11 protein-coding genes and 2 pseudogenes are annotated in these 13718 nt (G+C 38.0%); 8 read left to right on the top strand and 5 right to left on the bottom strand.

Annotated features, from left to right (window positions below):
- Window positions 1–50: 50 nt before the first annotated feature.
- Window positions 51–1268, bottom strand: a pseudogene (locus H4J75_RS20510) (alkaline phosphatase); the annotation flags it as partial.
- A gap of 33 nt (window positions 1269–1301) precedes the next feature.
- Window positions 1302–2489: pseudogene (locus tag H4J75_RS20505) on the bottom strand (endonuclease/exonuclease/phosphatase family protein); the annotation flags it as partial.
- A gap of 225 nt (window positions 2490–2714) precedes the next feature.
- Here H4J75_RS20505 and add point away from each other — a divergent pair.
- The 4 genes from add to pgi all read left to right on the top strand — a co-directional run bounded on the left by add (window position 2715) and on the right by pgi (window position 8194).
- Window positions 2715–3716 (top strand): adenosine deaminase, encoded by a 1002-nt coding sequence (gene add, locus H4J75_RS13285; RefSeq protein ID WP_182222413.1) that lies wholly within the window; start codon window positions 2715–2717, stop codon window positions 3714–3716.
- Between the two features lie 515 nt (window positions 3717–4231).
- Complete coding sequence (locus H4J75_RS13280; protein WP_070376818.1) at window positions 4232–5452, top strand: NupC/NupG family nucleoside CNT transporter; 1221 nt, start codon at window positions 4232–4234, stop codon at window positions 5450–5452.
- 64 nt (window positions 5453–5516) lie between these two features.
- A complete protein-coding gene (gene tal, locus H4J75_RS13275; RefSeq protein ID WP_182222412.1) occupies window positions 5517–6479 on the top strand; it encodes a transaldolase in 963 nt (320 codons plus the stop codon).
- 62 nt (window positions 6480–6541) lie between these two features.
- Window positions 6542–8194 carry a glucose-6-phosphate isomerase gene (pgi, locus tag H4J75_RS13270; RefSeq protein ID WP_182222411.1) on the top strand — a complete coding sequence of 551 codons (1653 nt, stop codon included), beginning with the start codon at window positions 6542–6544 and terminating at the stop codon, window positions 8192–8194.
- Between the two features lie 182 nt (window positions 8195–8376).
- Here pgi and H4J75_RS13265 read toward each other — a convergent pair whose 3' ends face one another.
- On the bottom strand, window positions 8377–9588 hold the full coding sequence (locus tag H4J75_RS13265; protein WP_182222410.1) for a phosphopentomutase: 1212 nt from the start codon (window positions 9586–9588) through the stop codon (window positions 8377–8379).
- Between the two features lie 102 nt (window positions 9589–9690).
- A complete protein-coding gene (deoA, locus tag H4J75_RS13260; RefSeq protein WP_182222409.1) occupies window positions 9691–11007 on the bottom strand; it encodes a thymidine phosphorylase in 1317 nt (438 codons plus the stop codon).
- Window positions 11008–11278: 271 nt separating this feature from the next.
- Between deoA and H4J75_RS13255 the strand changes: the two genes are divergently transcribed.
- Complete coding sequence (locus H4J75_RS13255; protein ID WP_070376823.1) at window positions 11279–11899, top strand: hypothetical protein; 621 nt, start codon at window positions 11279–11281, stop codon at window positions 11897–11899.
- 104 nt (window positions 11900–12003) lie between these two features.
- Here the strand turns inward: H4J75_RS13255 and H4J75_RS13250 are convergent, their stop codons facing one another.
- Window positions 12004–12183, bottom strand: a complete 180-nt coding sequence (locus H4J75_RS13250) for a DUF6435 family protein (RefSeq protein WP_070376824.1) — start codon at window positions 12181–12183, stop codon at window positions 12004–12006.
- 138 nt (window positions 12184–12321) lie between these two features.
- Here H4J75_RS13250 and H4J75_RS13245 point away from each other — a divergent pair, with 138 nt between their 5' ends.
- The 3 genes from H4J75_RS13245 (at window position 12322) to H4J75_RS13235 (ending at window position 13584) form a co-directional block, all read left to right on the top strand.
- On the top strand, window positions 12322–12729 hold the full coding sequence (locus H4J75_RS13245) for a hypothetical protein (RefSeq protein WP_182222408.1): 408 nt from the start codon (window positions 12322–12324) through the stop codon (window positions 12727–12729).
- A gap of 90 nt (window positions 12730–12819) precedes the next feature.
- Window positions 12820–13104, top strand: a complete 285-nt coding sequence (locus H4J75_RS13240) for a hypothetical protein (RefSeq protein WP_070376826.1) — start codon at window positions 12820–12822, stop codon at window positions 13102–13104.
- 72 nt (window positions 13105–13176) lie between these two features.
- The gene (locus tag H4J75_RS13235; RefSeq protein WP_182222407.1) at window positions 13177–13584 is read left to right on the top strand and encodes a GNAT family N-acetyltransferase; all 408 of its coding nucleotides are present in this window, start codon (window positions 13177–13179) and stop codon (window positions 13582–13584) included.
- The last annotated feature ends 134 nt before the right edge of the window (window positions 13585–13718 follow it).

The following is a 13718-nucleotide window of genomic DNA, read 5'->3' as shown; positions in this document are numbered from 1 at the left end:
GTCTCTTCGTTAGTATTATTCAGTCATTAATGACCATTAGTGAATCTTAGTTAATTGCCTTCAAGCACCAAAAATAGCTGCTTAGCTATGTCGGTATTAGTTTGATGACGGTTAAAGGCTTTAGCGCCATTCCCGGTGGCAAAGACTTGTACGTCAATACCGGTATGGCCACTAGAAGTCCAACCGGTATTAGTTCTTGCATCAATTAATAATTTAATTTGCTCATAGATAGATTTTTCATCGCTGCGATCAATAAACAAATTAGCTTCTTGGTCGGTAATAATAAAGCCGAGTGCGTCTGTTAATTGCTGAGCAGAAATAGCTGTGTTTTGATGCGCTAATTTTGTTGAAATACTTTTAGGTGATACGGATAGGTTTTTTAAAAATTCAGGCTGCCAACGATAATCGCCATTAGCACCAAGGGTTAATCCACCAGTACTATGATCTGCCGTGGCAACTAATAAGGTATCATGACGATTTTCTACATAGTTCTTCAACCAAGTAAGTGTTTCGGCTAAATCTTGCATTTCAGCCATAGCAGCAGCAATATCATTACTATGACCCGCCCAGTCTATTTGACTTGCTTCAACAAGTAGTACATAACCTTGATTATTTTCTAAATGTCGTACACCAGCTTTAGCCATTGCCAGTAGATGGTTTTCATTTTTATTGTCAAGTGTCCAAGGTAGTCCGACCTCAGCAAATAAACCCAATACCGATTGTTGTTTATTAAGCGAAGTAAGTTTTGATAAGTCATCAATATATTGAAAACCTGCCTGCTTGAATTCGCTGACTAAGTCTCTGTCTGGGCGAATAAAATATTTGCTACCACCGCCGAGCATTAAATCAGCCTTAAAGTGACCGTTAATTTTTTCGTCAAAGTAACTGTCGGCGATTTCATTATAATTTTTGCGACTTTCATTGTGAGAAAAATAAGCAGCAGGAGTTGCATGGTTGATTTGGGAGGTAACCACTAAGCCCGTTTTCTTGCCTAATTGTTTTGCTCGCTCCATTAGCGTTAATAATGGTTTTTTATTTACATCAACGCCAATCGCACCATTATAGGTTTTATAACCGGTAGATAATGCAGTAGCGGCTGCGGCAGAGTCGGTAACGTAACCTTGGCTATTAACCGGATAAGTACTGGCCATGCCTGTTAGCAGTTCATCAAAAATAGTTGTTTCTACCCGTGGCGTATTTATATTATCCATATAATAACGATAACCCGTGGTATAAGCGGGTCCCATTCCATCGCCAATAACCATGATAATATTTTTAGCCTGCTTATCTTTGGCTGTTAACGTTAAATCAGCCCAAACCAAACGATGATCAGATGAAGCGGAGCGGGTTTCAATTAAGCGATAGAGTGGGCTGTCTTTCTTTGGCCAAAAAACACCATTATTTTGTAAGTTAATGCCAAGGCGAGAAGGTAAAACATAGTCTGCTTGCATACCCCAACCAGCGGTATGATTAGCAGCAAAAGGGCTGTTACTGTTTTTTATCCCTGCGACACTAGCAGGTGTCATATCATTGTTAATATAAGGACTAGCTAAAAGGTTACTAATACCTTCTTTACGGGCAGCACCTTCATCTTTAGAGGCGTTTTGATCACCCAAAATAATAAAGCGGCTGTCTAATGTTAAGCCACCTTTACCACCTTGGTCATCGTAAATATAATTGCCTTTGTTGGGGGTAATATAATCTTGCCAAAAGCGTATTTCGTCATGGTTTCTAGCACCATTACGGTCTTCTTCACCGTCGAACACCGGTGGTGTAGGGTGGCTTGCTAGTATATGAACAAGTTTACCTTGGACATTAATCGGAATATCCCAGTGCGATTTAGACGATAAACGCAGCATTTGCCATTCTTGTTCGTTATACCAGTGTTCTTTCGTACTTGGATTGATTGGCACTATGGCATTGGGCATATCTTTCCAAAGGAAATGTTGGAAAGTTCTAATATTATCTTCAACAATTGGATATTTAGATAGCACCAACATACCAAAATGACCTGGGAAGTGGCCATAACCTTGAGCGTCGCCAAGGTTATTAGTTTTTTTACCGTTATTGTCCAAATCAAAAGGTGTGCTTACACCAGTATTTACCGGTGCAAAATAATAATAAGGGTAATCAATGGCGGCTATTCCCTGTGGTGATTTACCTAAATATTGCTTTAAAAATATTTCAACGCCTTGTTTTGGATCGGCAATATAGTCAAATTCATTAAGGAGAATAATATCAGGGCGGTTACGTTGAATAATTTCAGCAATATTCTTAATTTGTTGACGATCGTCTTTAAGAGCAGCGATAAGTTCAACACCTGACCCTATTTTATTGTTAGGTAGGTAATTAGTTGCGTCCATGCTGACATTAAATGTTGCTACTCTAATGTGAGGTTGTTGGTCTATTGCAGGTTGAATAACGGATGCTTGAGTGACAAAAACAACTAATAAAAGCGGTAAAGCTAGCTGAATAAAATTAATTTTCAGCGGTTTATAGGTCTTTTTATGTTTAATTTTAGTCAGTAATTGTATTTTAAATTTCATATGTTTATCACAATTTCATGTACTTATATTAGTAGGTGAATAAGTCATTAATCAAACATAACTTGTCACTTGTGTCAGGTTATGTTTAGAATGTAAAATAAATTAACCATATGGTCAAGTTTTCTTTGTCCATGAGTATAAACAGATAAAATGTTAAGGAATAGTAGAATGTTTAGAGATATTCCCTTTATTGATTTACACCGCCATTTAGACGGCAATATAAGAGCAAAAACAATTCTGGCATTAGGACAACAGCATGGTATCGAATTACCCGCAGATAATTTGACTGATTTATTACAGCATGTACAAATTCAAGGTAAAGAAAGTAACTTAGTCTCTTTTTTACAAAAACTTGATTATGGCGTTAGCGTGTTAGCTAATTTAGAGGCATGTAAACGTATCGCTTATGAAAACGTTGAAGACGCTTTTTTGCAAGGGCTTGATTATGCTGAATTAAGATTCTCTCCTTATTATATGGCTATGGAACATAAGCTCAACGTCACCGACGTGGTTGCTGCAGTGGTCGACGGCGTAAAGTTAGCGCAAAAAGATTTTCCTGTCCAAATTAACCTTATTGGTATTTTAAGTCGTACCTTTGGTGTTAATGCCTGTTTTGAGGAGTTACATGCCTTACTTGCACACAAAAATGAACTTGTCGCGGTCGATTTAGCTGGAGATGAGTTAGGCAAGCCAGGCCAACTCTTTGTTGAACACTTTGCTTTGGTTAATAAAGCCGGCTTACAGGTGACTATTCATGCCGGTGAAGCGGATGGAGCATCGAGTATCTATCAGGCTATCAATGAATTACATGCAACCCGCATTGGCCATGCTACTCACGCTGTGGGTGATGAAAAATTAATGGATTATATGTATCAGAATAATATCGCCATTGAATCATGTTTAACGTCAAATTATCAAACAGGGACAGTCAAAAATATCAGTCAGCATCCCGTTAAAACATTTCTTGATAGAGGTCTACTTGTTTGCCTCAACAGTGACGATCCTGCTGTGCAGGGGTGTGACATAAAATATGAATATCAGCATGCGGCACTTGAAGCGGGGCTTAGTCAAGCCCAGTGTCGTACATTGCAAGATAACGCGTTAAAAATGGCTTTCTTATCTGACCATGAAAAGCGAGTCTTAAGACAGACAGCAATGAAGAGGGGTTGAGAAGTGTCATAACATAAACGCTAATATTACGGTGTTTATTTGTTGGAGTTGGCTGTGCTAAAGCCTTTAGCAATCTAACTTTGACCAACTAGGTATGACTTATCGCAGATAGTGCAGCAGTCTTACTAACAATCATAAGTAGTTGATATAGTGATTTAAGTTATCTTGATTGCCGTCAATAGCACTATAAAAATTAATTTTTTTTGGTAAATAACAGCAATACATTAAAGTTTTAACCTCGTTGTTATGACCTGTCTATAGATTCAATTTATCAGCTAAATTGCTAGTGGCATCATCATTAATATTATCGATAAATATTGCTGTTGTAGTATCCGAGTAATTGGTGGTTATTCGATAATATCCTATTGACCTAAGTAGAATCTTAGTTTAGATTAAAAACCTGACTATATAGTCAGGTTTTTAATATCAATACTCAAAATAAATAAAATGCTGTATTTGGTCTTAGTCTCCATTGTCATCAAAATAATAATAAAATCAAAATAACAGGGAATAACATGGATACGAATATACTACGCAGCATTTTGGGGATTTTTGTCCTTTTAGCTATTGCCTATTTCGCCTCGTCAGATAGAAAGAACATTAATTGGCGAACGATTATTGGTGCACTAGTGTTACAAATATCTCTGGGTGCTTTTGTGTTATATATCCCCGCAGGTAAAGATATCTTGTTGAGTGTTGCTAGCGGTGTATCTAATGTTATTGGCTATGCCAATGACGGTATTAGCTTTATATTTGGCGAACAAATAGGTGAAAAAAGCTTAGGCTTTATGTTCGCTTTCCATGTTTTACCCGTCATCGTCTTTTTCTCGGCGTTGATTGCCGTGCTTTATTATATTGGTGTAATGGAGTTGGTGATTAAGTTTATTGGTGGTGGTTTACAAAAACTTCTTAAAACCAGTCAAGCAGAATCTATGTCAGCGACCGCAAATATTTTTGTTGGTCAAACCGAAGCGCCTTTAGTGATAAAACCTTTTTTGCCTAAGATGACCCGCTCTGAACTTTTTGCGGTAATGGTGGGTGGCTTAGCATCGGTAGCAGGATCGGTAGTCGCCGGTTACGCTGGTATTGGTATTGATTTAAAATACCTCATCGCTGCTAGCTTTATGGCTGCCCCTGGCGGCTTGCTGATGGCAAAAATGTTAGTGCCTGAAACTGAACAGCCGAACGACAATTTAGACGATATGAAAAGCGATGTTAAAGAGGCCGTTAATGTTATTGATGCAGCCGCCACCGGAGCATCTAATGGCATGATGCTCGCGCTAAATGTTGGTGCTATGTTATTAGCATTTGTTGCTCTACTGGCGATGGTAAACGGTTTGCTAGGTGGCTTTGGAGAATGGTTCGGCCTACAAAACCTAAGCTTACAACTGATTTTAGGTTATATTTTTCAACCGGTCGCTTATCTTATTGGGATCCCTTGGCATGAAGCAAACATGGCTGGGAGTTTCCTTGGTCAGAAAATTATCATCAATGAATTCGTCGCCTATCTAGATTTTATTACTGTTGCTGATCAATTAAGTGCCAGAACCCAAGCCATTATCACCTTTGCACTTTGTGGTTTTGCTAACTTATCTTCCGTGGCTATTTTATTGGGCGGCATGGGTAACATGGCACCTTCTCGTCGCCCCGATATTGCTAAGCTTGGCATGAAAGCGGTTCTCGCTGGGGCTATGGCTAACCTGATGAGCGCAACTATTGCGGGAATTTTTATCTAATTTACCTCATTAATTTAAACGAATAAACAAACGAATAAACAGAAACTTTTTAACAGGAATTATTATGCAAGCACAACTATCTCAACTAGAACAATTAAAAACCATGACAACAGTCGTTGCTGATACGGGGGATATTGAAGCCATAGCAAAATTTTCACCAATGGATGCGACGACTAATCCTTCATTATTATTAAAAGCTGCTGCTATACCTGCTTATCAAAACTTACTGACAGAAGCTGTTAATTGGGCAAAAAGTCAGACTAAAGACAAAGCCATTGAAGTCAGTCTTGCGGCTGATAAATTATCAGTATTAATTGGCTTAGAAATTTTAGCGATTGTACCCGGTCGTATTTCTACTGAAGTTGATGCACGTTTATCTTTCGATAAAGAAGCAAGTATTGTTAAGGCCCGTCAACTTATCGCTATGTATCAAGAAGCCGGTATTGGTAAAGAACGTATTTTGATAAAAATGGCGTCAACTTGGGAAGGTATTCAAGCGGCTAAACAACTTGAGCAAGAGGGGATTCAATGTAATTTAACCTTGTTATTTAGTTTTGCTCAAGCAAAAGCTTGTGCTGAAGCACAAGTGTATTTAATTTCACCCTTTGTTGGTCGAATTCTTGATTGGCACAAAAAAGATACTGGTCGTGATAGCTATTTAGCCAATGAAGATCCTGGGGTGATTTCTGTTACAGAAATTTTTAATTATTACAAACAGCATGACTACAATACTGTGGTGATGGGCGCAAGTTTTCGTAATATCGATGAAGTTATCGCTCTTGCTGGCTGTGACAGATTAACGATCAGTCCACCATTAATGAGTGAATTATCAGATAATTATCAAGGTATAACGCAGCAATTAATGCCTGCAACTCGTGTTCAAGATAAACCCGTAGCATTAACTGAAGCTGAGTTTCGCTGGGAAATGAATCAAGATGCGATGGCAACAGAGAAACTAGCAGAAGGTATTCGTAACTTTGCCATTGACCAGTGCAAGCTCGAAGTGCAACTAAGCCAATTATTTTAAGATAACTTTAGGAAACCCTTCATGCTAATGGATACTTTTAACGACACTTTAGGACAACACTCATGTTAATGGATACTTTTAACGATAAGTGGCGAGAACTTCAACAACACTTGCTTGAGATAAAAAGTAGCCATTTGCGTGACTTGTTTGCCAGTGATCCACTACGAGCAGAAAATTTATCGGTTAGTGCTTGTCGCTTAAATTTAGATTATTCAAAAAATCGCATTACTGAGAAAACGCGCGCTTTGTTAATCGAGTTAGCCGAATCAGCGCAATTAGCTGAAAAAAGAGAGGCGATGTTCGCTGGTGCGCCGATTAATAATACTGAAAACAGATCGGTATTACACACCGCTTTGCGACAACAAGACAGTACACCCGTACTTGTTGACGGTGTTGATATTATACCTCAAATCAAAGCGGTGCGTCTTAAGGTAGAAGCAGTCGTTAACCAAGTGCGTGACAAGAGATGGTTAGGTTATAGTGGTAAATCTATTACTGATGTCTTAAATCTAGGTATTGGTGGCTCTTTCTTAGGGCCTAAAATAGTGACCACTGCATTAAAGCCTTATGTTGAAGGTGGGCCTAAACAGCATTTTGTGGCCAATATAGATGGAAATCATCTACATGATGTTTTAACTCATTTAAACCCTGAAACAACCTTGGTGTTGATCGCATCAAAGTCTTTTAATACTCAGGAAACTCTGACGAATTCCGAGTCTACTCGCCAATGGTTTTATGACTATGGTGTTACGTTTGAGCAGCTAAACCGACACTTTATTGCCATATCATCCAATGTAACTAAAGCGGTCGAATTTGGTATTAATGGTGACAATGTTTTTCCGATGTGGGATTGGGTTGGGGGACGATATTCATTATGGTCAGCTATTGGCATGCCTATTGCGATGGCAATAGGTAATCAAGGATTTACTGAATTACTAAAAGGTGCTGCCGATCTTGATAAGCATTTTAAAGAGGCACCGCTTGAGCAAAACTTACCGGTACTCATGGGGATGTTAGGGGTGTGGAACCATAACTTTTTTGGTTGTCAAACTCATGCTTTATTACCATACAGTCATTATTTACGTGGTTTTCCTGCGTATGTACAACAGATGGACATGGAGTCTAACGGTAAAAGCTGCCAGCTTAATAATGAAATTGTCAGCAGTACTACCGGTCCGGTTATTTGGGGCGCAGAAGGCACGAATGGTCAACATGCTTTTCATCAGTTATTACATCAAGGTACGTCAGTAGTACCGGTTGATTTTATTCAGCCATTAGTTGCTGAACATAATATGAACGGTCACCAAGATATGCTCGTTGCCAATTGTTTTGCACAAAGTAAAACGCTAATGCAAGGTAAAACACATCAACAAGCCTATGATGAACTTGTCGCTTCAGGTATGGAAGAAGCATTAGCCAAAGTGATTGCCAAACATAAAGAAATGCCAGGGAATCGACCATCGAATACCTTGACCTTTGACCGATTAACACCTTACCAACTTGGGACGCTAATTGCTTTATATGAGCATAAAGTCTTTGTTCAAGGGGTTATTTGGAACTTAAATTCCTTCGACCAATGGGGTGTCGAGCTTGGGAAAATATTAGGTGATGATATATTATCTCGCATTGGACAGCCTAATAATACTGAACTTTCAGACAGTTCGACAGAATTACTCCTTGCGCAATACCGAGATGCTAATAGATCATTGATGTAACATTAGGCCTTCTTTAAATACTCAATAAAAATCAATGATTAATAACCGAGTAAGACTATGTATCAATAATAGTTTACTCGGTTTTTTTATTTAATCTGTTGGCAAATTGAAAAGCCAATTTATTGTTAGTAAATACGTTTATCAAGGGACCAACTAGGGTCCTTGAGTTAAGGCTTCAATGATTAAAACTTTAGTTCGTCTAAAAAAGACTGACCATAATCCATTGCGTCTAAGGTAAATAAACTGGCTAAAGTTTGTCCCAAATCGGCAAAACTATTGCGCTGGCCTAAGTTTATCGAATCGATATGATTGTGATAAGCGATAACTGGCACGAATTCACGCGTATGATCATTGCCTGGCCAAGTAGGATCACAACCGTGATCAGCGGTTAATAGCAGTAAGTCATCATCAGCCATTTGATCTAAAAACTCCGCTAAACGCTCATCGAAATATTCTAACGCTTCGCCAAACCCGACAGGGTCACGTCGATGACCAAAGTCTTGATCAAAATTAACTAGATTGGTAAAAATAATACTCTTATCTGCTGCGGTTTTCATATGTGCGAGCGTTGCATCTAATAACGCAGGTAGTCCGGTTGCTTTGGTTTTGATACTAATACCCTGATGCGCAAAAATATCGGCAATTTTACCGACACTTATCACCGTACCATCGGCTTGCGTTAATTTTTCTAATACGGTGGTCGCTGGAGGTAATACTGAATAATCTCTGCGATTACCTGTTCGCTCAAAATCGGCAGGAATCTCACCAATAAAAGGGCGAGCGATCACACGTCCTATATTTAACGGATCGAGTATTACCCGCACTTGTTGACAATATTTATAAAGATTATCTAAGCCAAAGTGTTGTTCATGGGCGGCAACTTGGAAAACACTGTCGCCTGAGGTGTAACAAATAGGTAAACCTGTTTTTATATGTTGTTCGCCTAAATTAGCGATAATATCGGTACCAGAGGCATGGCAATTTCCTAACATATCAGCATAACCTGTGGCTTGGTTTATTTGTGCCATGAGCTCTGCTGAGAAGCTATTTTTCTTATCAGTAAAGTAAGTCCAATCAAATAAAACCGGCACTCCTGCCATTTCCCAGTGACCACTAGGGGTATCCTTACCAGTACTTATTTCAGCAGCGTAACCATAAGCCCCTTTCGTTGGCTTAACGGGTTCAACACAAAGCGTGCGACCTGACGCTTGTTGACAAGCCTTAACTAAGCCCAGTTTACTTAAATGAGGAAGCTTTAAAGGGCGTCCTTTAATTTCTTGAAATTTTTCAGCTAAATTTGCAAAGGTGTTGGCGTTAACATCACCAAAAGCTTCTGCATCAGGGGCATGACCTAAGCCAAAACCGTCAATGACCAAAATAATTACTCTCGACATAATTGTTCTCATTTTATAAATTTATTTAAAGAAGGGGATAAAAAGTTAAGGCGACTTTACAGTCGCCTTAATAATGGATTCATCTCAGTTGAGTATCAATAATTAGGTAATGAGTTGATGTATCACAGGTTCAACAATAACTGGCGCTACTGAAATTTCAACCGCACTTAAGTATTGTTTAATCGCTTGAGTTGCTTGAGCGTCATCTTTGGCATGAACAATAGCAATGATGTCACCTTCAGCGACTTTCGTGCCTTTTGGTTTAATATCACTAAAGCCGACACTGTAATCTAAGCTTTGATTATGGTCGACACGACCACCACCCATTTCTACTAATGCCATACCTATAGCACGAGTATCCATAATGCCAATGTAACCAGCTTTTGAGACAACGATGTTTTTAGTCATATTAGCTTTAGGCAGTAAACTTTCACTGTGGGTTAATAAATTAGCTGGGCCACCCATCGCGGTGATCATTTTGCCAAATATTACAGCGGCTTTACCTGATGTTAATGCTTCTTCGGCTAACGTTGTTGCTTGTTCAATATCACGGGCTATTTTACTGGTTAATAACATTCGAGCAGCAAGGGCTATGGTGACTTCATGCAACCTTGGCTCACGATATTTTCCAGTCAAATAGTCAATAGTTTCTTGTATTTCAAGTGCATTACCCACTGTGGTACCTAGCGGCTGATTCATATCAGTGATTAATGCTTGTGTCGGTGTTCCTGCGCCATTGGCGACTGAGACAATTGAATGAGCTAATGCTTGAGCTGATTCAATATCGGCCATCATCGCGCCATTGCCTACTTTTACATCCATGACTAAAGACTCGAGGCCAGCTGCTAATTTTTTTGATAAAATAGAAGCAGTGATCAATGGGATGGATTCTACTGTGCTCGTTACGTCACGAATTGAATAAAGACGTTTGTCGGCTGGTGCTAAATCTTTGGTTTGTGAAATAATTGCTGTGCCTTGCTCTTTAACTGTTGCTTGGAACTCTGCAAGGCTAGGGCGAACATTAAAACCAGGGATGGCCTCTAATTTATCAACCGTACCACCAGTATGACCTAAACCTTGTCCTGCAATCATTGGCACATTAGCCCCACATGCCGCGACTATTGGTGCTAGCATTAAGCTTACTTTATCACCAACACCACCCGTTGAATGTTTATCTACAATGGGTTTGTTTAATTTATTATGCCAATCAACAACCGTACCCGAGTCACGCATAGCCATGGTTAGATTAACAACTTCATCGGTTGTCATGCCATTAAGCCAAATAGCCATAGCCATAGAGCCAACTTGTGCATCGGTGAAATCACCTGTTTTAAGACCGTCAACAAAGCATTGAATTTCATCTACAGTTAAAGCTTGTTTATTACGTTTTTGACGAATGATATTTTGAGGTAAGTGCATACTGATCCCTTTAGATAATAATTGAGTTGAAAAGCATTAGGTAACAATTATGTAAACGTCCATGCTTTTTAATTTGTTAATTGGTTGCTAATAGCATAGCTATGTATTGCTTTTATTTAGTATTATAGTTGAGCCATAACTAGCTGTTTAATACATTTAATAGCCATATATTGTGTTTTCCTGACTCATGTGTCAAGATCTAATCGTGTTTTTCTGACCAATTGGTCAGATTATTATACTATGCCCGTTGTTTTACTAAAAGAGTATTGTCATGTCCCTGTTAGAAGCCTTTGGTTATGTTGCAAGTGTGCTAATTGCCTTATCGTTAATGATGTCTAATATCAAACGATTGCGTTGGATAAATTTATTTGGTGCTGCTGCCTTTAGTGTTTACGGGTACTTTATTGATGCCTACCCTGTTTTTATTTTAAACGGTTGGATAGCTTTGGTTGATGTATACTATTTAATCCGTATTTATCAAGAAAAAGATCAATTTGATTTAATTAAATTAAAATCAGTGGAATCATCTTTTTTCAACTTGTTAAAGGAACGTTACGGTAAAGATATCATTGGCTTATGTAAAAACTTTCAGTGGCAGCAACTTGATGATGCCGTGGTATTGTTATTGTTTAGGAACATGAAACCCGTAGGATTATTTGCTTATCGGGAGTTAGATGAGGACGGTAAGGTTGAAGTGCTACTCGACTATATCATTCCCGAAGACCGAGATTTTAAAGCAGCCAAATTTATGTTCTCTGCTGAACAAAATCAACTAAGACAAGAAGGTATTAAACATTTAATCGTCGAGCCATCAGATGATGCTCATGAACTTTACTTGAGACGGGTTGGCTTTACCAAAAAGGCTGATCATTACGAATTATTAATCAATTGAGTGTACTGAAGACCGCAAGCAGATAAATACCGGGTTTAAAAGGGCAAACAATAAAATCCCGCCATCACCTTAAATGAAGTGGCGGGGTGTTCGCTATTAGCGCGTTAGTTCTTTTGTGAATTTTCTAAATCTTTAATCTGCACGGCTATTTTTTCTGCTTCAGCAGTGATCATCGAATATGACTTTATATCTCCATTTCTTTGCGAAAACATCGCTTGTTCAAGCTTAGCTTCATAGAGTTTATTTAATTTTTTTATCGGGTCTTTTTTAAATATTCCAAACATTTTATTTACCATTGAGTTGGTTACTGTTAGTTATACGTATACAAATCGATTTTAGTTTTTATTATTTACATTTTAATTAAAAACTTATTGTATCGTGCTACGTGTTGCAAAAATTTATTCTCATTATAAGAGGGAAAAATGGAAAAAAATAAATTCAGCTCAGAATGGTCCTTACTCCAAAATCAGTTTGACAGCTATGAGAAACATTCGCTTTATATAAAACTTATTGCCGTTATCGTTTTACTAATAGCCATTATATCGAATGTAATCACGATTCCTATCTTTTTAATCTTAGTCGTTTTATGGCTTCAAGATGCTGTTTGGAAGACATTTCAATCACGTATTGAGACACGGCTTTTACAGCTGGAAAAATATATTTCAGCCGACAGTAGTGAAAATGTATGTCAATTTAACTCTGAATATCATAAAGTTAGCTTATCAGGTCTTGCCTTAATTAAAGAATATGCCTGCCAATCAATTAGGCCTACTGTTGCATTTCCTCATGTAGTATTGATATTCATCTTATGGGTTCAGCATGTGTTGTAGTGGGTTAGCTTATATTGATAAATCACTTATGACTTTAGATAACTATTGTTTTATTCGCGCTAATATCGCGTTATTTTTTGGATAATTATTATGAACTTAGACAAATCGACTAAACGTATTGATAAAAGAGTTAAGAAAGGATTTCAAGGCTACCCACAAATTTCATTAGCTTATTTTGGTCAGTCAGCTGATTGTGCTACTGAAGTTGTGGTTGGTTTTATTGCCGCTGAAGGTGATGCTCCACAAGAGCAAAAATTTACCAGTAAAGGTGATGCGAGAAAAGATGAAACTATTCAAACAACACTATTAAAAGTTATTGAACGTGCGGATGCAAAAACAGTGGTAGAAGTTGCGGGTGTTACCCTTATTAAATAATATTGCTGGCTAATTACTGTCTGTTAATAGTTCAGTTAATAGGTCAGTGAATATTGAGTTTAAAAATTAAAGATGACCATAATTTATAGATTTTCTGACGACCATATAAAGCAAGTTCACCAGCTTTATAAAAGTGTATGGTGGGGTAAAGAACGCTCACTCGAAGACACTCAAAATTGTATTCGTGGTTCTCAAATTTGTATTGGTATTCTCGATGTAGACAATGAGCTCATTGGTTTTACGCGAATTCTAAGCGACTTTATCTATAAAGCAATCATCTTTGATGTGATTGTAAGCGCCTCTCATCGTGGTAATGGTATAGGTCAGCAATTGATGAGCCTGGTTAAAAACCATGATAAATTAGTCAAAGTAAAACATTTTGAATTATATTGCTTACCTGAACTGGAGAGCTTTTATAAAAATCTTGGTTTTTCAACGGATGTCGGTGGTATAAAATTAATGCGCTGCAGCAACCGTTAATTTTTATATAAAAGCCTAGCCATGCTTTAGTTGAACTACGGGCAATGCTATTAAGCTATTATTTCTAAAAAAGATCGACTTAGCCTATTGATTTATTATTACAGATAGGATTTAATCCACATGTCGGTTATTAG

The organism is Colwellia sp. BRX10-1, from assembly GCF_014077545.1.
Taxonomy (GTDB): domain Bacteria; phylum Pseudomonadota; class Gammaproteobacteria; order Enterobacterales; family Alteromonadaceae; genus Colwellia_A.
This window is presented reverse-complemented; position numbering and strand designations above follow the sequence as displayed.